The following is a 20,422-nucleotide window of genomic DNA, read 5'->3' on the forward strand; positions in this document are numbered from 1 at the left end:
CAGGCATCAGACCTGCGCCACGTCGGTCCGGCTCAGCGCCTCGGTCCGGCTCAGCGCGTCGCGCAGCGCCGCCCGGGCCGTGATGCCCAGCTTGGGGAAGACGCGGTACAGGTGCGAGCTGACGGTACGCGGCGACAGGTGCATCCGCTCGCCGATCTCCTTGTTCGTCAGGCCGCCGGCGGCCAGGTCGGCGATGCGGCGTTCCTGCCAGGTCAGCGAGGCCGGCTTCAGCGTCGAGGCGCGGGGCGGGGCCCCGGTGGCGCGCAGTTCGGCCCGGGCCCGCTCGGCCCAGCCGACCGCGCCCAGCCGCTCGAACGCCTCGGCCGCCGGGACCAGGTACTGCCGCGCCGCCGCCAGGCCCTGGACGTGGCGCACCCGGATGCCGTGCGCCAGCCGGATCCGGGCCAGCTCGAACGGGAAGCGGGCGGCGTCCGGGTGGGATTCGGCCCGCCCGAACATCTCGACGGCCTCCCGCTCGTTCTCGGCGGTCATCGCCAGCGCGCCGTAGGTGATCAGTCCCAGGCGGGGCGACACGGACGGCAGACCGGCGTCGCGGGCGGCGAGGGCGTGCGCCCGGGCCTGCTCGACGCGTCCGGTGTGCTGGGCGGCCTCGACGAGATCGAGCAGGGTGCGCGAGGCCTGGTACGCGTAGGGCCGGAAGGTGCCCGGCTGGGTGATGCCGATGGCGTAGAGGTACGCGGTCTCGTAGTCGCCGGAGCTCAGCGCGGCGGTCGCGCCGGCGGAGTCGGCGACCTGGGTCAGGAAGCCCAGGCCGCGCGGGCGGGCCCAGGCGTCCGCCTCGGCCTGGAGGTCCCGTGCCCGCCCGACCTGTCCGCGCAGCGCCGCGAGCTGGGCCAGGTACGCGCGGCTCTGGGCGGCGAACAGGTGGTGGCCGCGCTCGGTGGCCAGGGCCAGGCCGCGCTGCCCGGTCTCCTCGGCCTCGGCCCATTCGCCGACCGCCATCTGGTCGAGCATGATCTGGTGCAGCATGACCATGCCGGTGGCCATGGCCCCGGTCTCCAGCTCGCGGTCCACCACTCGCTGGAGGTGGGGGCGGTAGTGGCTCAGGATGTCGAGGTGGTACGCGGCCGTGGCGTGCCGGCTGACGTCCCAGGGTTCCAGATCCGGCAGGTTCGCGGCGGCCTGTCGTACCGGCTCGGCCCAGTCGGCTCCGTGCCTGGTCACGTCGCTCCAGGTGCCGCTGTAGAGGCGGACGCGTTCGGTGACGAGGTCGCCCATGGAGGCGAGGAGTTCGTGGGTGCTCTCCCAGGTCGCGCGGTCCCCGCTGTACTGACTGATCGCCAGGAGCAGGATCACCAGCCGGGTGAGAACCTCCTCCGGCTCGGCCGAACCGGCGGCCGTCCGGGCGTCCCGCAGCGTCTCGATCGCGGCCGAGACCTGTCGGTGGGTGGAGCGCACGTCCCCGTCCTGGTAGAGCGCCTGGTAGCCGGCCGCCAGCACCGAGGCCGTCGACTCCGTCGAACCGGGCGCGAGGCCCGCCTGGACCAGCCGGTGCGCCTGGCCGAGGCGGGCGGCGTGAGCGGCGACGAAGGCCGCGTCGGCCAGCCGCCGGGAGCGGCCGGCGTGGTTCTCGCTGAGCTCGGCGGCCCGGGTCAGCCAGGCCACGGCGGCGAGTGCGCCACCGCGCCGGGTCGCCGACTCGGCCGCCGCCTCCAGGACGCCGGCGACGTCCTCGTCCGGATCGACCGTGGCCGCCGCCAGGTGCGTCGCCCGGCGTTCGAGGTTCTCCCGGTGGACCTGTGCCAGCGCCAGGTGCGCGGCGCGGCGCTGGTTGGGAGTGGCCATCTGTACGACGGCGGAACGCACCAGCGGGTGCCGGAAGACGAAATGACCGGTGACCACTTCGATGTCCAGCAGTCCGGCGGCCACTGCCGCGTCGGCGTCGCGCATGCCGTAACGGGTGCCGGGGACGGCGTCGGTGCCGCTCGGGGTCCCGGCGCCGTCGAGCGCGCCCATCAGCAGCTCGGTCCGCACCCGCTCGTCGAGGGCTGCGATGCGGGTGCCGAACAGTCGTTGCAGCCGCCGGGGCAGGGGCGCGCCGTCCCGTCCGATGAGTTCTTCGGCCGGGAGGTCGCCCGACCGGCCGGCGAAGTGGGCGGGCAGCTCCAGCAGGGCCAGCGGATTGCCCTGGGCCTGGTCCAGAACGGTTCGGCGGACCTGTCGGCCCAGCTTCGGGTACCGGTGGTCCAGCAGACGGGCCGCGTCCTCGTCGGCCAGGGCGGCGACCGGCAGTTCGGGCAGTGCGGCGGTGTCGAAGCGCGACGTGAGGTCGGTGCGGACCGCGACCAGCAGCTTCACCGGGCTGCCGGCCAGGCGCCGGCCCACGAAGCCGCAGACGTCGGCGCTGGCGTCGTCCAGCCATTGCCCGTCGTCGAGGACCAGCAGCAGCGGCCGTTGTGCGGCGCCGAGCGCCAGCAGGCCGAGCACGGCGATGCCGAGCGTCATGACCGAGGGCGGATCGCCCTGCATTCCGCCGAACACGGCGTCGAACACCGCCCGGGTCCCGTCATCCAACCGTGCGACGTCGGCGAGCAGCGGATGGAGGAACTGATGCAGCCCGGCATAGGGCAGCGCGGACTCCGCCTCGACGCCGGCGGCCCGGATGACCGCGTGGCCCTCCTGCTCCGCCAGCGCGGCGGCGTGGCTCAACAACGAACTCTTGCCGACCCCCGCCTCCCCCCGCAGGACGAGAGCCTGGCCCGTGGCGGACTTCACGAACGCCACGAGCTTCGCCTGCTCGTCCTCGCGGCCCACCATCGTCGTGGTGACGCCCCATCGCTGCAACCCAGCCATGTCCCCCCTACCCCTTCCTGATTTCGCTCTCACCGCGCGGCAGCTCCATCACCGCCAGCGGGTTGCCGCGTGCTTCGGCGACGATCGCGTCCCGCACGCGGGGGTGCACCGGACCGGGCAGCACCGAGTCGAGCAACGCCCGGGCGTCGTCGTCGCGGAGCCCGTCCACCTGTAGTTCCGGCAGGCCGGTATGGAGTCCGGCGTTGGTCGGCGTGCGGGCCGACGCCGAGGTGGACACGGCGAAGGCCAGGGCCACGGACTCGGCGTCCAGCCGACCGGGCGACGAATGCGAGGACGGCCGCGGAGATCCCGTCGATCCACTGCGCGTCGTCCACGACACAGACCAGCGGCTCGACAGCGGCGGCTTCGGCGAACAGGCCCAGCACGGCCAGTCCGGTCAGCAGACAGCCGGGTGATTCGCCATCGCCCGGTCCGAGCTCCAGCTCCAGCCCCAGCGCCGTCGCCAGAGCGGCTCGCTGCGCCGCCGGCAACCGGTCCAGATGGCTCAGCAGGGGAGCGCACCTCTGCTGGAGAGCCGAGTACGCGATCTCGGATTCGGTCTCCACCCCGACCGTGCGGACGACGCGACCCGCCGGGGCGCGACCCGCCAGATAGGTGAGCAGGGCGGTCTTGCCGACGCCGGACTCCCCGCGCAGGACCAGTACGCGGCTGTGTCCGCGGCGCAGGTCGAGCAACAGCCGATCGAGCTCTTCCTGTTCCCGGGCGCGTCCGCAAAGCGGTGGCGACAACGGATTCCCCGTCACGTCCGGCCCGTCCTCGCCAACAGGCTCCACGCTTGTCAGCTCCTTCGCCGCAATGGAAGCCGGTCGGCGTCCACCGATCACGATCCCGGGACCACGGGCCGGTCGAGCCAGTGTCGAACCCTGGCCAGTACCCGGGCCGGGAGCGACCAGTGTCCGGCACGGGCTCGACCGGCCGCCCTCCTCGACAGCACGGCGGGCCTACTGGGCGGCGGCGGCTCTGGAGCGTGAGGTCGCGATCTCGGCGTAGGCGTCGGCCTTGTTCGCCCAGTGGGAGCCTTCGACGGACTTTCCGGGTTCGAGGTCCTTGTAGACCTCGAAGAAGTGGGTGATCTCCTGCAGGTCGTGCTGGGGCATGTCGTCGATGTCCTGCAGACGGGCGAAGCGGGGGTCGTGAGCGGGCACGCAGAGGATCTTCTCGTCCGGCCCCTTCTCGTCGGTCATGACGAACATGCCGATGGCGCGGCAGGTGATGCCGCATCCCGGGAAGGTGGGCTCGTCGACGAGGATGAGGGCATCGAGAGGGTCGCCGTCTCCTCCGAGGGTGTCCTCGATGAACCCGTAGTCGGCCGGGTAGCGGGTGGCCGTGAACAGCATCCGGTCCAGGCGGATCCGTCCGGTGGCATGGTCCATCTCGTACTTGTTGCGTGACCCCTGCGGGATCTCGACGATCACCTCGAAGTCCATGTCGCCCTCCTTCGCGATCCGTGGCGTCCGACGGCGTCGGCAGCACCATTTTCGAGGGGATCACTCGCCGCCGCACGCCGGGTGCGCGATTGCCCTAACCCCCGTGGAGACCTCCAGGCCCCGGGGTTAGCCTCGTTCTGTTGCTCCCGGGCGGCTGGTTCGCGCGCCCGGCGCCCAGGCACGACGTCAAGGAGGACGGAATGGCTGGGGTCTTTCATGCAGGCGCATCCGTCGCGGCCGCGCCCGAGTTGACCGGGTCGGGCCGAACGCTGCTGGTGATCGTCGCGGTGATCGGGGCAGGAGCCCTGATGGTGGCCTGGGCGCTCGTTCGCCAGGTCCTGGCCGCGGACGAGGGCACCGATACGATGCGGCGGATCGCCGGGGCGGTTCAGGAGGGTGCGAACGCCTACCTGAGGCGCCAGTTCCGTACCCTGGGCGTCTTCGCCGGGGTGGTGCCCTTCGTGCTGCTGCTGTTGCCGGCGGACAACTGGGGGCAGCGGATCGGGCGTTCGGTGTTCTTCCTGGTCGGGGCGGCGTTCTCGGCGACGACGGGGTACGTCGGGATGCAGCTCGCGGTGCGCAGCAATGTCCGGGTGGCGGCGGCGGCCCGGGCGGGGACGGCGCCGGTCCCGGCCATCGAGTCCTGGGAGGGACCGACGGCGGCATCGATCGTGCGAGGGGTGTCGCACCGGGCGATGCGGATCGCCTTCCGTACCGGTGGAGTGGTGGGGATGTTCACCGTGGGCCTGGGTCTCATGGGGGCGGCCACGGTGGTGCTGATCTACCAGGCGAACGCGCCGAAGGTGTTGGAGGGCTTCGGCTTCGGTGCGGCGTTGCTGGCGATGTTCATGCGGGTGGGCGGTGGGATCTTCACCAAGGCCGCGGACGTGGGCGCGGACCTGGTGGGCAAGGTCGAGCAGGGGATCCCCGAGGACGATCCCCGCAACGCGGCGACGATCGCCGACAACGTGGGCGACAACGTGGGCGACTGCGCGGGGATGGCGGCCGACCTGTTCGAGTCCTACGCCGTGACCCTGGTCGCCGCGCTGATCCTGGGCAGAGCCGCCTTCGGTGACGACGGGCTGACCTTCCCTCTGGTCGTGCCCGCCATCGGGGTGCTCACGGCGGTCCTGGGCATCGGGATGGTCTCCCCGCGGCCCACGGACCGCAGCGGGATGACCGCCATCAACCGCGGCTTCATCGCCTCCGCCGCGGTGTCCCTCGCTCTGGTGGCCGGCGCCGTCTTCGCGTTCCTGCCGGCCCGCTTCTCCGGACTGCACGGGGTGCCTGCCGAGATCACCCGGCACGCGGGCAGTCCGCGGGTGTTCGCCCTGGCCGCGGTGGCCATCGGGATCGTGCTGGCCACCGTCATCCAGCAACTGACCGGCTACTTCACCGAGACCACCCGCCGCCCGGTACGGGACCTGGGCAGGACCTCGCTGACCGGGCCGGCCACCGTGGTGCTCTCCGGTGTCGCGCTCGGCCTGGAATCGGCCGTGTACTCCGCCGTGGCCATCGGAGCCGCCGTCTACGGCGCCTTCCTGCTCGGCGGCGGCTCGCTGATCCTGTCCTTGTTCGCGGTCGCGCTGGCCGGGACCGGACTTCTGACCACCGTCGGTGTGATCGTCGCGATGGACACCTTCGGCCCGGTCTCCGACAACGCCCAGGGCATCGCGGAGATGTCCGGAGACGTCACCGGCGCCGGCGCCCAGGTGCTCACCGAACTGGACGCCGTCGGCAACACCACCAAGGCGACCACCAAGGGCATCGCCATCGCCACCGCGGTGCTCGCCGCCACCGCACTGTTCGGCTCCTACACCGACACCATCGCGACCGCCGAGGCACAGATCGGCCCGGCCGCCCACGGCGCGAGCCTGAGCCTGGCCATCGACCAGCCCAACAACCTGGTCGGCCTGCTGGTCGGCGCCGCCGTCGTCTTCCTCTTCTCCGGTCTGGCGATCAACGCCGTCTCGCGCTCCGCCGGCGCGGTCGTCTTCGAGGTCCGGCGCCAGTTCCGGACCCGGCCCGGCATCATGGACGGCACCGAGCGGCCCGAGTACGGCCGGGTGGTGGACATCTGCACCCGCGACGCGCTGCGCGAACTGATCACCCCGGGCCTGCTCGCCGTGCTGACCCCGATCGCCCTCGGCTTCCTCCTCGGCGTCGGCCCGCTGGGCTCCTACCTGGCCGGAGCGATCGGCGCGGGCACCCTGATGGCCGTCTTTCTGGCGACCTCGGGCGGCGCCTGGGACAACGCCAAGAAACTGATCGAGGACGGTCACCACGGCGGCAAGGGCAGCCCCGCGCACGCGGCCACCGTCATCGGCGACACGGTGGGCGACCCCTTCAAGGACACCGCCGGACCGGCCATCAACCCGCTTCTGAAGGTGATGAACCTGGTCTCCCTCCTGGTGGCGCCCGCGATCGTCAATCTCAGCTTCGGCGCGCATGCCAACCCGGGCCTCCGGCTGACCATCGCCCTGTCGGCCCTGGCCGTCGTCGTCCTCGCCGTGTGGATCTCCAAGCGCCGGGGCATCACCGTCGGCACCGACGAAACTCCCACGGGCACCCGTGCGCCGGAGGAGCCCGCGCCCGTCCGGTGACCAGCCGCCGGCTGTCACCCGTCTCGTCCGGCCGGTCCGCCGTAGTACCGACCACGTCCTGCACTGGTTCCGCCGGCGCCGCCGACGCCGACACCGGGCCCGAACCGGCCACGACGAACGACGAGGCCACAGCCCTGGAGCTGAAGCCTCGTCGCAGTAGGCGCTGTTGCGGGACTAGCTGCTGTAGACGCCGACCTCGTACAGCGAGTAGCCCCACTGGGTGCCGCGCTGCACCCCGTGGACGCGGACGTAGCGGGCCGGGACGCCGGGGAACCGCGCGGTGTCCAGGCCGCCGTCCCCGGTGGTGGTGGACCACACCGACTGCCAGCTGCTCCCGTCCGTGGAGACCTCGATCCGGTACGCCCGTCCGTAGGCGCGTTCCCAGTCCAGGGTGACGCGCCCGACCAAGGTGGTGGACCCGAGGTCGACCTGGAACCACTGGTCGTCGTTCCACTCGCTGGCCCAGCGGGTGCCCGGGTCTCCGTCCACCGCCTGGCCGGGCGCGTAGCTGACGAACGGGTTCCACCACTCGGTGGTGCCGGCCGTGGCCGGGCGGCCCGCGGCCAGGTTCACCGTGGCCCGGTGCTGCTCCGAGGCCCCCCAGGTGGTGAGGTAGGACTCGGCGCCGCGGAAGAGGTCGTCCACCACGTCCTGGCCGCCGACCTGCCGGATGTCCTCCAGCCAGTCCGGTACCAGACCGTAGTGCGCGGCGCCGTCCGTGTTGATGTCCCAGGTGCGCGCGCCGGTGGTCTGGCGGTCGATGAGGGATCCGCCGTCCGCGCTGCGGAACGGGTAGCGCACCGGGTTGGCGGTGTTCGCCCCGCGCGGGCCGGGCCAGCCGCCGACGCCGTTCATGTCGGTGCCGTAGCCGTACCCCACGTGGTACTTGTCGCGCAGCGCGTCGGTGCGCTTGGCCTCCGAGCTGAACGCCTCGGCGCCGTTCATGTACTGGGCGACGAAACCGCCGAGCTTGTAGACGCGCTCGATCCAGTCGAGGTCCATCCAGCTGTGCGAGGAGATCACACCCGGGTAGGACTCGGACTCCAGGATGTCGAACGAGCGCCCGGCCGCCTTGACGCTCATGTGGTCGACCTCAAGCATCATCTTGCGTTTCATCAGCCCGCGCACCGCGTACTCGCCGAGGTCGGTCAGCCCACGGCTGTTGCACTGCGCGTCGCCGGCGTAGGCCGGCACCGCCACGCCCGCGGGGAGCTGCTTCTGCGCCTCGGGCGCCGGGGCGAGACCGATCGGGTTGTCGTGCTGCGGCCCGGCGCACTTCTCGGTCTTCCAGAAGGTGCCGGTCGAGAGGAACTGGCCGACGTTGATCGCCGTCCCGAGCGCGCCCTCGTCGAAGCGCACCCCGCAGAGCGCGTTGTCGAACTTGTGGCAGAGGAACATGCTGCGCACGCCCAGGCCGTACAGCTCGTCCAGACCGCGGTCGATGTCGGCCTTGCTGCACTGGGCGACGTCGAGGATCTGCTTGCAGCCGAACGGCTCGGAGGTCTCCACACCGAGGACGACGGCCAGCTTGCCCTGCTTGACCACCTCGCGGGCCTGCGCGCTGTCGGTGACGATCCGGAACCAGCCCTTGCCCGGCCCGCCGTACATCGTGTCGACATAGGCCTGCAGCTCGTACGTCTTCTGCGCTTGGAGACGGATGGACGTCATCTCGTCGCAGCTGCGGTCCTTGAAGAAGTAGACCGAGCAGATCACCCCGTTGGTGACCAGGTCGTTGACCAGGACCCGCTGGCCGCCGCGCCAGGCCCGTTCGATCCACGCGTAGTAGTTCTGCTGGTGAGTGAGCGAGTCGTGGGCCGGCCAGTCCGCGAAGGTCGGCCAGCCGACCGGGTCGTGCTTGCCGTCGCCGCCCTTGGTGATGAAGTCGAAGATGGCGAGCGAGCCGTCGGGGTAGTGCTCGGGACAGTCCTTCAGCGCGTCCGCGATCCCGGCTTCGGAGAACGACTTGCCGCAGATGAGCCGGCCGCCGAACGCCTCGTTGGCCATGATGTGGTTGTGCGCGTCGACGAAGCCCCGGACTCGCCCCTGGGCATCGGTCCCGCGGAACGGCTCGCCTGTGACGTTGACCTGCGAGTCGGGCGCGGGCCGCGCGGTCGGGTTCCACCAGCCCGTCTCGCCCGGCGTCGCAGGCGCCGGAGCGGCGAACACCAGGGTGGCCAGGGTGAGGAGTGCGGCCAGAAGTGTGACGAATCCGCGTCTGATGCGGGGGAGTTGGTGCATGGTCACCACCCGTGTCCGAGGTGAGGGGGTGGCGCGGCCGGGCACCGGGCATCGTCCGGGACGCGCGGACCGACCCGGCCGGGCCGGCTGTCATGAACCGCGCACTCGGTGTGACGAGAATCGCCACTGTTGGACCATGTGTCAATAGCCGTGCGTGGACTCGGGTGCCGGCGCTCCCCGCGGCGGACCGGAGTCGGTGGCGCTCGTGGACCGTCCTCCATGGAGAGCTCCACCTGATCCGAAGTCACCACGCGGCGATCACTGCGGGCAGGATGGCCGACGTGGCAACTGCCGCCACGGCATCAGGGAGGCCCGCATGGCTGACTGCTATCCGTACCGCATCGTGGCCAGGGGAGGGGGCACGGCGCAGTGGCCGGGTCGAAGGCGGCGCAGCGGTGCCCGGTGTCAGCCGCTGTGGGCCCGGGTGTGCAGGTCCTTGCGGGCGGCGGCGAGTATCTGGTCGGAGAGGTCCGGGTCGGTGGTGGCGACCGCGCGGGCGAGGAGGAGGGCGCCGGCCATCTGGCTGAACAGGGCGAGCGCACGCTGCCAGGCGTCCTGTTCGTCGAGGCCGGTGGCTTCCTGGACGGCCCGGGCGAACAGGCGCATGTTGGCGGTCAGTCCGGCGGTGTAGTCGGCGCGGGCGTCGTCGTCGAATCGGGGGGCGTCGCCGAGGAATCCGGCGTTCGGGCAGCCGTGGTCGACGTCGGCGCGGTGCTCCGGGGAGAGGTACCAGTCGATCTGGCCGCCCACCGGGTCGTGGCCCCGCTGCCGTGAGTGCTCCAGGAGGGCGGTCAGGTTCTCCTCGCCCTTGGCCATGGACCGGGCGACGACCTCGTCGACCAGGGCCGCCTTGGAGGCGAAGTGGTTGTAGAAGCCACCGCGGGTCATGCCGGCGGCCGCCATCAGCTCGACCAGCCCGACGGCCTCGACGCCGCGTTCGCGGAACAGCGTCTCGGCGGCCTCGACGATCGCCGTGCGGTTCTGCGCCGCCTTCTCCCTGGACACCCCCATGCGGGCACCTCCTTCGGCCTCCGAGCCTAGACGATGTCGATTGACATTGACAAAGAGCCGAGACGGGCATAGAACAATGTCAGTCGACATTGTGATGAGAGAAGGAAGGGGGACCTCCATGAACCTCGCGCCGTTGTTCACCCCGGTCCGCATGGGCGACCTGGAGTTGCCGAACAGGATCGCGATGGCCCCGCTGACCCGGATGCGCGCCGACAACCCGGGCCACGTGCCGACCGACGTGCAGGCGGCGTACTACGCCCAGCGGGCCGCGGCGGGGGTGATCGTGGGGGAGGCCACCGCGGTCAGCCCGGACGGCTTCGGCTGGCACGACACGCCCGGGCTGTGGAGCAGGGAACAGGTGGCCGGCTGGCGGCGCGTGACGGCGGCCGTGCACGGCGCGGGCGGCCGGATGATCGCCCAGCTGTGGCACACCGGCTCCATCTCGCACCCGGACCTGCGCGCCGGGGCGCTACCGGTGTCCGCCTCGGCCGTCGACCCCGTGCAGCGCAGCGTCACCGCGGCGGGCCGGGTGCCGACGGTCACCCCGCGGGAGATGTCCCTGGCCGAGATCCGCCGGACCGTGGCCGACTACGCGCAGGCCGCCCGCAACGCGATCGCGGCGGGGTTCGACGGCGTGCAGATCCTGGCGAACTTCCTCTACCTGCCGGCGCAGTTCCTCAACGGGGCCACCAACCGGCGCACCGACGCCTACGGCGGGTCGATCGAGAACCGGGCCCGCCTGACCCTGGAGATCGTCGACGCGGTCACCACCGCGGTCGGCCCGCAGCGCACCGGGATCAAGCTGAGCCCGATGCACGAATCCGGTCCGTTCCAGGCCGACGACGAGACGCTGCCCGCGGCCGAGTACGTCGTCTCCCGGCTGACGGGCCTGTCCCACCTGCTGCTGATGGGCGCCCAGACCGACTTCACCGGAACCCCGTTGGCGGCGCTGTCCGGTGACGCGATGTTCGCCCACTTCCGCCCGCTGTTCGACGGGACGCTGATCGCCAACACCCGCATGACCGGCGAACGCGGCGCCCGCCTGATCGAGACCGGCCTGGCCGACGTCATCGCGTTCGGCCGCCCGTTCATCGCCAACCCCGACCTGCCGGCCCGCCTCGCCGCCGGCGCCCCGCTCGCGGAGATCGACTGGAGCACCGTCTACGCCGCCGGCCCGGCCGGGTACACCGACTACCCGGCCTTCGCCGCCCCCGCCCCGGCCCCCGTCCGGGGCTGACCGTCCCCGGAGGGGAGGGCGTCGTGAATCCGACGCTCCGACCGGACCCCACCCTCGTGCTCGCGTGCCGCCTGGCCCCGTACGTCCGCCCGGTGGATGCGCGCCGCCGGGCCGTTGCGGGCGGTGCGGTGGCTCAGAGGCCGAAGCGGGCGCGGTGGGTGGAGGGGACCAGGTCGGCGTACTCGGGGTGCTTGGTGATCCAGCCGCGGATGAAGGGGCAGTAGGGCAGGATGGCGAGCTGCTGCTCGCGGGCCGCGTCCAGGGCGGCGCGGGCCAGCCGGCTGCCGAGTCCGCGGCCCTCGAAGCGGGGGTCGATCTCGGTGTGGATGAAGGCGATCTCGTTGCCGGAGCGGTGGTACTCGGCGAAGCCGGCGAGTTCGCCGTCGTCGTGGATCTCGAACCGGGACTTCGCGGTGTTGTCGGTGACGGACTGTTCCATGGTTCCTCCTCGGGTGCGGCTGATCGCCGGGGTCGGTGCCCTCGAAGCATAGTTGAAGAATCAACATTTGTCGCGTGTCACGCCGCCGCGCGCGATGACGGCCCGCCGCGGGCGAGCGGCGGGCCGAGGCACGTGCGGGAACAGGCTGCGGGCTACTGCCTGAGTCCGTCGAAGGCGATGCCCAGGTGCCGCGGCCCGCGCAGGACCGCGTTCTGGCGGTACGGCGGCGGGTCCTCGACCAGTCGCGGGTTGTCGAGCCTGCGGACCAGCTCGGTCAGGGCGATCTGGGCCTCCAGCCGGGCGAGGGGCGAGCCGAAGCAGTTGTGCACGCCGCTGCTGAATCCCAGATGCTGGTTGTCGGGCCGGTCGGGGATGAACCGGTCCGGGTCCGGGAAGCGCTCGGGGTCCCGGTTGCCGGAGGCGAGCACCAGCCAGATCTGGGCGCCCTTGGGGATGGTGGTCCCCGCGATGTCGATGTCGGTCAGCGTGGTCTTCTGGGGCAGCAACTGCACGGGTGGTTCGAAGCGCAGCAGCTCCTCCACCAGCGGGACGACCAGGGCGTGGTCGTCCCGCAGCCGCTTCAGGACGTCGGGGTTGCGCAGCAGCGTGAGCATCCCGTTGGTGATGAGGTTGACCGTGGTCTCGTGGCCGGCGATCAGCAGCAGGACCGAGGTGCTGACCATCTCCACCAGCGACATCTCACTGTCCGGTCCGTGGCCCGCGGCCATCGCGGAGAGCATGTCGTCGCGGGGCGAGCGGCGGCGCTGCTCGATCAGGTCGGAGAGGAAGGCGGAGAGGTCGGTCCGGGCCTGCCGGACGGTCTGCAGCCGCGCCGCGCGTTCCTCGTCCGTGCCCTGGACGGGGTCGATGCTGGCGGCGATGGTGTCGGCCCAGGCGTGGAAGCGCGTCTCGTCCTCGCGGGGGATGCCGAGCAGTCGGCAGATCACCGTGACGGGGAAGGGGTAGGAGAAGTCGTCGACGAGGTCGATCTGCCCCCGGTCCCGGAATCCGTCGATCAGGCCGGACACGATCTCGCCGAGTTCGCCGCGCATCTCGTACACCCGGCGCGGGGTGTGCGGCGGCCCGAAGGGCCGCATCGCCAGCCGGCGCAGCCTGTCGTGCTCGGGTGGGTCGAGCCTGAGGAAGGCCGGCGGCAGGTTCGGGTCCTCCTCATGGCCGATGGACCGGGCCACCTCGGGGTTCAGGTTGCGCAGGTCGGAACTGAGCCGCGGGTCGTGGAGCAGGTTGTGGATCTCCCAGTACGTGCTGACCAGGTAGGGACCCGTCTCGTCCTGGACCACCGGGGTCTTGCGGAGCTCCGCGTACAGGGGGTACGGGTCGTGGCGGTTGGCGTAGTCGGTGATCTGGCGCAGGAGCGCGACCGACGTCATGGTGTGGTCCTTCCGGGTCAGGCGCGGAGCGGGGTGAACGAGATGCGCCGGTCGCTGGGCGAGTGGCCACTGAGGGTGACGGTGGGGCCGTGGCTGGGCAGCGAGGGATCGGGGAACCCGGCCGGTACCGGGTGCATTCCCTCGGGCCGTCGGTCGACGGTGGTGAACTCCGGCGGGAACGGCGCGGCCTGTTCGATCTGCCGCTGGTAGAAGTCCAGCCACTTCGCCTGGTCGAAGGTGACGGCGGCGATGACGCGGCCCTGGTGGCCGTAGGCCGCGGTGAAGCGGCGCTCGGAGAGGGAGCCCTGGGTGACGATGATCTCGTCGGCCATCGGCGGCACACCGACGGACTTGATGTTGACCCCGAACTGGGCCGACCAGAAGGACGGTGTCCAGACGTGCGGGCGGCGGTCCGCACTGGCGCTGATCATGTTGTGGGCGGCGACCTCGGCGCCCGCGACCGCGTTGCCCCAGTGCTCCAGGGAGAGGAACTGGTAGCCGAAGAGCGCGTGCGGGGAACGGGCGACGTCCCCGGCGACGAAGACGTCGTCGGTGACGATGCCCCGTACGTCGAAGGCCCGGCAGCCGGCGTCGCAGGCGATCCCGCGCGGGCCGGCCCCGAGGCCGGAGTCGGCGAGCCACTCGGTGTTGCGGGTCGCGCCCAGGCAGACGACCGCCACCTCGGCCTCGACGGTGCCGCCGTCCGACAGGTGCGCACACCGCAGGCGTCCGGCGGAGTCGCCTTCCAGGCCGGTCACGGTGATGCCGCAGCGCAGGTCGACACCGGCCTCCCGCTGCATGACGGCGGCCACCTCGCCGACGACCCCGCCGAGCGCACCGACCAGCGGAGCCGCCCCGCGTTCCGCGACGGTGACATCCAGGCCCCGCTCGCGGCAGGCGGAGGCGATCTCGGAGCCGGTGAACCCGGCCCCGATGACCAGCACCCGGCGGGGGCCGGCGCTCAGCCGGTGGTGCAGCTGCGCGGCGTCGTCGCTGGTGCGCAGCACGAAGACGCCGTCGAGTTCGGCTTCCAGCTCGTGCGGCCAGGGGCGGGCGCGGACGCCGGTGGTGATCAGCAGCCGGTCGAAGTCCAGCTCGCTGCCATCCGCGAGGCGCACCCGGTTTGTCGCCAGGTCCAACCCGGTGGCCGCCACCCCGAGCCGCCACTGCGCGTCCACGGGCCGGCGCCGGGGCAGTGCCGTGTGGTCGGCGGGCACCCTGCCGAGCAGGACCTGCTTGGACAGCGGCGGCCGGTCGTACGGCTCGTGGGGCTCGTCGCCGACCATCGTCAGGGTGCCGGTGAAGCCCTCCTCGCGGAGCGTCTCGGCGGCCCGCAGGCCCGCCAGGGAGGCACCCACGATGACGATGTGGCCCTCACGCCTGAGCCTCTCCAGGGAACCGTCAAGCGACACCGGAAGCACCCGCCTTCTCCCCCGCCGGTACGCCGCCCGGGCCCTCCACGGTGATGGCCTTGACCGGGCAGGCCTCGGCCGCCCGCAGGACGGCCTGCCACTGCCGGTCGTCGGGCTGCGGGTCGAACATCAGCGCCTCGTCACCGTGCATGGTGAACACGTCCGGTGCCAGGAAGGCGCACTGCGCGTACCCCTGGCACCGGTTGAGATCAACGACAAGCCTCATCAGGTCTCCGCCTCCTCGGGCTCTGCGGATGTCGTCGGGCCTGCTCGGGCTGCCCGGCTTTCTTCGGACCCGAGAGGCTCCCTTCGGACACGAGCCGCCCCCGGTCCACCATGGGAGAACCTCGGGAGCGGCGCATGCCGACCGGGCCAATGAGGTGAGTGCTCCCCGGCTGCTGCGCCGGGGGTCTGGGAGAGCCGTGCGTCCTGATCGTGTTGCGCGTGGTGTGCGCCGGTCCAGCCCTGCCGGCAGCTTCACGGAGGGCGTTCGGCGAGCCGGATCGGATCCGGGTGGTGCCCGGGAGGAGGCGCCCGAGCCCGGCCCGGTGTTCACGCCACTCGTCACGCCGGGAACCTGTGCGCGAAGGCCGGTCGGCGGCCGGTACGGGATCGCCGCCGCCCTCGTGCCCCCTCAGCGGGGTGCGTGGAGGTGGCGGAGGTAGGCGCGGGTGGTGGGCAGGGTCTCCAGGAGGGTGCGCTGCTGGCGCTTGACCGCGACGAAGAGGGATTCGGCGCCGGCGACCGAGGCGGGGCGGTGGGCGAGGGCGGGGAGCGGGACGTCGGGGAGGACGCCCAGCCCGGCCAGGATGCAGTAGTAGCTGCCGTTCGTCCACGGGGAGCCGGGGGACGGTTCGAGGCCGTAGTACACGGACTCGTCCGTGCAGGGGCTGTCGAGGGGGAGGCCCGCGCGGTAGGCGTCCACCTTGTCCTGGACGCTCTGCGGCAGGGGGAGCCGCTTGGCGGCCCGCCAGAACGGGGTGTCCTCGCGCGGGGCGTGGTGGAAGTGCGCCTGGACGAAGTCGAGGGTGTCGTCGAACATCGTCCGGAACTCCCCGTTGAACCGGTCGATGAGGGCCGGGGCGTAGGAACGGTCCGGGAAGTGCCAGGTGAGCCGGCGCAGCGCCGTGGTGATGAAGTGGAGGCCGGTGGGCTCCAGGGGCTCCAGGAAACAGGCGGACGCCCCGATGCCGACGACGTTCTTCACCCAGGCGCGTTCGCTGCGGCCGACGCGCAGGCGGGTGTGGGTGCACGTGGTCGTGGCCGGGTCCAGGTCCCACAGGGCGAGGAGTTCGGCGGCGGCCCGCTCGCGGGTGGTGTGGCGGCTGGAATGGACGTAGCCGGTGCTGAACCGGCCCGGCAGCGGGATCTTCCAGGTCCAGCCGGCCTCCATGGCGATGGCGGAGGTGTACGGCTCCACGCCGTGGACGTCGTCGTCGTGCGGGACGTCGGCGGTGACCACGCTGTCGCACGGCAGGTGGTCGGCCGCGGAGCGGAAGGGCTCCGCCATGGCCTCGCCGAGGAGCCGGCCGCGGGAGCCGGAGCAGTCGACGAAGAGGTCCGCCGCCAGCACCGAGCCGTTCGCGGTGTGCAGGGCCGTGACGAAGCCGTCGGAGCGCCGGGCGACGGAGGCGAGCTCGTCGGTGATCCGGGTGACGCCCAGTTCGGTGGTCGCGAAGCGGCGCAGGAAGGCCGTGAACAGACCGGTGTCGAGGTGCCAGGCGTAGCGGGTGGCGGTGCGGCCGTCGAGCCAGCGCGGGGCCTTCTTGGCGTCCATCAGCGGGGGTTCGCGGAAGCAGGCGTAGTCGAAGGGTTCGATGGTGTCGCCCTCGTAGGCGCGCTTGAACCAGTAGTGGGACAGCGGCGTCTGGTCGTAGTCGGGCAGCAGACCGAACGGGTGGTAGAAGTGGTCCGGCGCACGGTCGGGCAGGGAGCGGGCCCCGGGGGCACCGGGGCCGGCGGTGCGCCAGTTGACGAAGCGCACGGCCATCTGGAAGCTCGCGTCGCACTCGCGCATCCACTGTTCCTCGTTGATGCCGAGGAAGTCGAAGAACGTGCGCTGGAGGCTGGGAAGGGTGGCCACGCCCAGTGCCACGCGCGCGGTGGCCGAGTCTTCGAGGACCGTGATGTCGACCGTGCCCTGCAGCGCCTTGCCGAGGTAGGCGGCAGTCATCCAGCCCGCTGTGTCGCCACCGAGGATGACGATGCTCCTGATGCGGCGGTCGGCGTAGCTTCGCGGCATGAGTGTGCCCCTCGTCTGGACAGGTGGTTCCGAGGCCGGTTCCAGGGTGGTCCGGGGGCCTTGCAGATTTCTTGATGCGGCGTGCCCGGGGTGCCGGAGATGCCGTGGGTGCCGGGATGCCGGGGAGCCGCGGGGGAGGTGTGGAGCCGGTACGGCCGCCCCGGCCATGCCCCCGGCCGCACGTTCCCGCGGCGGGGGCGCCGGCCTGTTTCGGTCGGGGGTCCGTCCGTGAAATCGAAGAGACATTGGCTCGACAGCGGCGCTCCCTAACGTCATGACTGTCGCCCCGACCGGGCGGCACCGAAGAGCCCGTGACGAGGAGAAGCCCTTATGCGCAGCATCCGCACCGCACTTGTCGTAGCCGGCTCCGTCGTGGCCGCGGCCTCGGCCCTGACGGTGTGCTCGGCGGGGCAGGCAGCCGCGAGTGACGTTCCGGCGGCGTCGGCGATCCGGTACGGGGTCCAGTACGGGGCCCAGGACGAGGTTCCGTGGACCGGTCCGGGCCCCGGGACGCCGGTTCCGGGCGTGGCCGGTGATTCCGAGGTGCCCTGGACCTGACCGTCCGCGTCAGCCTTCCAGGACGTCGATGAGGTCCTGCGGGGAGACGGGTCCGCCGGCTGCGGTCACGTTCTTCAGGACCTTCGCCACCTGCTCCTGCCAGACGGGGGCACGCAGGTCCTCGAACACGGCCCGCGCGGCCTCCAGACGGAGGGCCGCCTCGGGCGTGCCGCGCACCGCGAGCGCGCAGCCGAGGTCGGCCTCGATACGGGCTCGGAGGAACCGGTCGGACACCTCGTCGGCGACTTCGAGGGCCTGGAGGAGCGCGATCTGCGCGCTCTCCCACGCGCCCTGGCGCCAGCGCGCCTCGCCGATGCCGCGCAGCGCGTGGGCCTCGCCGAGCCGGTCGCCGTCCTGCCGGGTGAGGGCGAGGACCTTGACGCAGGTCTCCTCCGCCGCGGCCGGGTCGCCCCGGCGCAGCAGGGCCTCGGCCAGCCGGTAGGTGTTCTGGGTCTCGCCGCGGACACTGCCGGCCTTGCGGCTCATGGCGATGGCGTCCGTGCACAGGGCTATTCCCTCGGCCAGATTGCCCCGTTCCAGCTCCAGCTGGGCGAGCAGCCCCAGCGCATGGGACTCGCCGGCGATGTCGCCCGCCTGCCGGAACCCCTCCAGGGCCTCGCGGGCGTCCCGCATGGCGCCGTCGAGGTCGCCGGAGAAGCGGGCGCACAGGGCCAGGTTGCGCAGGGTCACGGCACGCCCGTGGATCTCGCCGCACGCGTCGAAGAGGGCGAGGGCCCGGGTGAGCAGGGGTACGGCCTCCTCGTAGTGGCGCTGGTAGATCGCCAGGGTGGCCTGGGAGCGGAGCATCGTGGCCTCGCCGAGGGTGTCGCCGGTGCGGATGGCTGCGGCGAGGGCGTGGTCGGCGCAGGTGCTCCAGTCGTCGAGGTAGTTGTGGGCCTCGAAGAGGGTGGTGCTGTTGACCGTCAGGCCCCAGGCGTAGGCGGCGGTGTGGTCCCCGGCCGCGGCCTGCTTGATGACGTCGCGCAGGGCGGTGCGTTCGGACTCGAGCCAGTCCATGGGGTTGGCGAGGAGTTCGTCGGTGAGCTCGGCGGCGAGCGGGTAGGGGGTGACCCGGCCGTAGGAGACGGTGTGGTCGCCTCCGTAGGTGCGGGTGCGGGCGGCGTCCGCGAGCGCGAGCCAGCCTCCGTAGGCCCGTTCCAGCGCGGCCGTGCGGTTCTCCTCGCTCTCCTCCTCCTGGGCGCGTTCCCAGGCGAACAGCCGGAGCAGGTCCTGGAATCGGTAGCGGATGGCGGGGCCCGAGGAGGGGGCGACCTCCAGGAGCTGGGTGTCGACGAGCTGCTCGATGAGGTCCTCCGCGTCGACGGCGTCGGTGTCGACGAGGGCGGCCCCGACCCAGGAGGCGAAGTCGGGCACGCTGAGGAGTCCGAGCCGGCGGTAGAGCTCGCGCGCCTGGGGGGACAGGTCGCGGTAGCTGAGCCGGAAACCGGCGCGTACGCCGCCTTCGCCGGGGCTGAGCTCGTCCAGCCGACGGCGCTGGTCCTCCAGCCGGGTGACCAGGTTCCGTACCGACCAGTGGGGTTTCGCGGCGAGGCGGGCGCCCGCGATGCGCAGGGCGAGCGGCAGCCGGTCACACAGGACGCCGAGGCGTTCGGTGGCGCCGGGGTCGTCGACGATGCGCTCGGCGCCGGCGACCTCGGCGAGCAGGGCGGTGGCCTCCTGCGGGGCCATCGCGTTGAGGCCGAGGGACAGGACGGCGTAGTCGCCGATCAGTTCGTCCATGAGGTCGCGGCCGGTGATGATGACGCAGCAGCGGCCGTTTCCGGGCAGTAAGGGCTGGACCTGGCGGAAGGAGCGGGCGTTGTCGAGGACGATCAGGACGCGTTTGCCGCCCAGCACGCTGCGGTAGAGGGCGGCCTGGTCGCCGGGGTCGGTGGGGATCTGGGGCGCGGGGACGCCGAGGCTGCGCAGGAAGCGGTCGAGGGCGGTGGAGGGGGAGACCGGCGCGTCCATCTCGTCGTAGCCGCGCAGGTCGGTGAAGAGCTGGCCGTCGGGGAAGCGGCCGGCGATCTGGTTGGCCCACTGGACGGCGAGGGCGGTCTTGCCGACGCCCGCGATGCCGCTGATGGCGGCGATGGCGAGGGGGGACTGGCCCAGGCGCTCGTCGAGCATCCGGTCGAGGGCGCTGAGTTCCTTGACGCGTCCGGTGAAGGAGGCTGAGGCGGTGGGCAGTTGGGCGGCGACGTCGGCGACGGGTGCCGGGGAGGGGTTGACGGGTGGCTGGGTGAGTTCGGGCGAGTCGTTCAGGACGAGTTCGTGCAGCCCGGTCAGGATCGGGCCGGGCTCGATACCGAGTTCGTCGATGAGGAGCCGGCGGCCCTCGCGGAAGAGGGCGAGGGCCTCGGCGCGGCGTCCGGACCGGTACTGGGCGAGCATCAGATGGGCGCGGACCTGTTCCCGCAGCGGGTTCTCCATGACCAGCGCGGCGAGTTCCGGGATCAGGGCGCGGTGGCGGCCGAGCTGGAGCCGCAGGCCGGCGTACTCCTCGTGGACGTTGAGGCGCAGCTCCTCCAGCTGGGCGGCCTCCCCCTCGACACGGGGTCCGGTGACGCCTTCCAGAGCGCGGCCGCGCCACAGCGAGAGCGCCTCGGCGTACGCGTCGCAGGCCTCGGCGGTCCTGCCGCCGCGGGCGAGTTCGCGGGCCTGGCGGACGGTGTCCTCGAAGACGACGGCGTCGATCCGGTGGCCCTGCGGGTTGAGGACGTATCCCGGGTGCGAGGTCGCGATGAGGTGCGCGGGGTCGGTGACGTCCTTGAACAGCTTGCGCAGGCCGGCGACGCAGATGGCGATCTGGTTGCGGGCGGTGGTGGGTGCGCCGGCGGGCCAGACGGCGTCGATGAGGGAGTCCACGGAGACGACACGGCCGGGCGACAGCAGCAGCATGGTGAGTACCGTGCGTCGACGCCCTCCGCCCACCTGGATCGATCTGTGGTCGACTCGAACGTCCAGTGGGCCCAACAGGCTGAAGACGATCTCGCGCATGCTCGCTTTTCCCCCACTGCTCGATCCAT

Annotated in this window: 13 protein-coding genes and 1 pseudogene; 2 read left to right on the forward strand and 12 right to left on the reverse strand. The window is 72.1% G+C overall.

Features of this window, described 5'->3' with window-relative positions; genetic code table 11:
- Positions 1-6: 6 nt before the first annotated feature.
- From ACFU7Y_RS00175 to ACFU7Y_RS00190, 4 genes and pseudogenes are all read right to left on the reverse strand, one after another.
- Positions 7-2,814 carry an AAA family ATPase gene (locus ACFU7Y_RS00175; protein ID WP_380765685.1) on the reverse strand — a complete coding sequence of 936 codons (2,808 nt, stop codon included), beginning with the start codon at positions 2,812-2,814 and terminating at the stop codon, positions 7-9.
- 7 nt (positions 2,815-2,821) lie between these two features.
- Positions 2,822-3,070 carry a hypothetical protein gene (locus ACFU7Y_RS00180; RefSeq protein WP_380765736.1) on the reverse strand — a complete coding sequence of 83 codons (249 nt, stop codon included), beginning with the start codon at positions 3,068-3,070 and terminating at the stop codon, positions 2,822-2,824.
- 22 nt (positions 3,071-3,092) lie between these two features.
- Positions 3,093-3,659: pseudogene (locus ACFU7Y_RS00185) on the reverse strand (AAA family ATPase); the annotation flags it as partial.
- Between the two features lie 117 nt (positions 3,660-3,776).
- A complete protein-coding gene (locus ACFU7Y_RS00190; protein ID WP_224275915.1) occupies positions 3,777-4,262 on the reverse strand; it encodes an inorganic diphosphatase in 486 nt (161 codons plus the stop codon).
- A 200-nt stretch (positions 4,263-4,462) separates the two neighbouring features.
- On the opposite strand from ACFU7Y_RS00190, the gene ACFU7Y_RS00195 reads away from it, so the two are divergent.
- Positions 4,463-6,865 carry a sodium-translocating pyrophosphatase gene (locus ACFU7Y_RS00195; RefSeq protein WP_380765687.1) on the forward strand — a complete coding sequence of 801 codons (2,403 nt, stop codon included), beginning with the start codon at positions 4,463-4,465 and terminating at the stop codon, positions 6,863-6,865.
- 174 nt (positions 6,866-7,039) lie between these two features.
- Here ACFU7Y_RS00195 and ACFU7Y_RS00200 read toward each other — a convergent pair whose 3' ends face one another.
- Together ACFU7Y_RS00200 and ACFU7Y_RS00205 are read right to left on the reverse strand one after the other, a co-directional pair.
- The gene (locus ACFU7Y_RS00200; RefSeq protein WP_380765689.1) at positions 7,040-9,103 is read right to left on the reverse strand and encodes a discoidin domain-containing protein; all 2,064 of its coding nucleotides are present in this window, start codon (positions 9,101-9,103) and stop codon (positions 7,040-7,042) included.
- A 405-nt stretch (positions 9,104-9,508) separates the two neighbouring features.
- On the reverse strand, positions 9,509-10,114 hold the full coding sequence (locus ACFU7Y_RS00205) for a TetR/AcrR family transcriptional regulator (RefSeq protein WP_224275921.1): 606 nt from the start codon (positions 10,112-10,114) through the stop codon (positions 9,509-9,511).
- A 118-nt stretch (positions 10,115-10,232) separates the two neighbouring features.
- On the opposite strand from ACFU7Y_RS00205, the gene ACFU7Y_RS00210 reads away from it, so the two are divergent.
- Positions 10,233-11,351 (forward strand): alkene reductase, encoded by a 1,119-nt coding sequence (locus tag ACFU7Y_RS00210; RefSeq protein ID WP_224275923.1) that lies wholly within the window; start codon positions 10,233-10,235, stop codon positions 11,349-11,351.
- Between the two features lie 133 nt (positions 11,352-11,484).
- Here ACFU7Y_RS00210 and ACFU7Y_RS00215 read toward each other — a convergent pair whose 3' ends face one another.
- From ACFU7Y_RS00215 to ACFU7Y_RS00240, 6 genes are all read right to left on the reverse strand, one after another.
- A complete protein-coding gene (locus ACFU7Y_RS00215; protein ID WP_380765692.1) occupies positions 11,485-11,790 on the reverse strand; it encodes a GNAT family N-acetyltransferase in 306 nt (101 codons plus the stop codon).
- Positions 11,791-11,942: 152 nt separating this feature from the next.
- Positions 11,943-13,181 carry a cytochrome P450 gene (locus tag ACFU7Y_RS00220; protein WP_380765694.1) on the reverse strand — a complete coding sequence of 413 codons (1,239 nt, stop codon included), beginning with the start codon at positions 13,179-13,181 and terminating at the stop codon, positions 11,943-11,945.
- Between the two features lie 17 nt (positions 13,182-13,198).
- Positions 13,199-14,593, reverse strand: a complete 1,395-nt coding sequence (locus ACFU7Y_RS00225) for an NAD(P)/FAD-dependent oxidoreductase (RefSeq protein ID WP_380765696.1) — start codon at positions 14,591-14,593, stop codon at positions 13,199-13,201.
- Positions 14,583-14,819, reverse strand: a complete 237-nt coding sequence (locus ACFU7Y_RS00230; RefSeq protein ID WP_224275931.1) for a ferredoxin — start codon at positions 14,817-14,819, stop codon at positions 14,583-14,585. The genes ACFU7Y_RS00225 and ACFU7Y_RS00230 overlap by 11 nt, the downstream gene beginning before the upstream one ends.
- 408 nt (positions 14,820-15,227) lie before the next feature.
- A complete protein-coding gene (locus ACFU7Y_RS00235) occupies positions 15,228-16,835 on the reverse strand; it encodes a tryptophan halogenase family protein (RefSeq protein ID WP_224275933.1) in 1,608 nt (535 codons plus the stop codon).
- A 567-nt stretch (positions 16,836-17,402) separates the two neighbouring features.
- Positions 17,403-20,393, reverse strand: a complete 2,991-nt coding sequence (locus tag ACFU7Y_RS00240) for a BTAD domain-containing putative transcriptional regulator (protein WP_380765699.1) — start codon at positions 20,391-20,393, stop codon at positions 17,403-17,405.
- Positions 20,394-20,422 lie beyond the last annotated feature (29 nt).

The organism is Kitasatospora sp. NPDC057542 (assembly GCF_042801945.1).
GTDB lineage: Bacteria > Actinomycetota > Actinomycetes > Streptomycetales > Streptomycetaceae > Kitasatospora.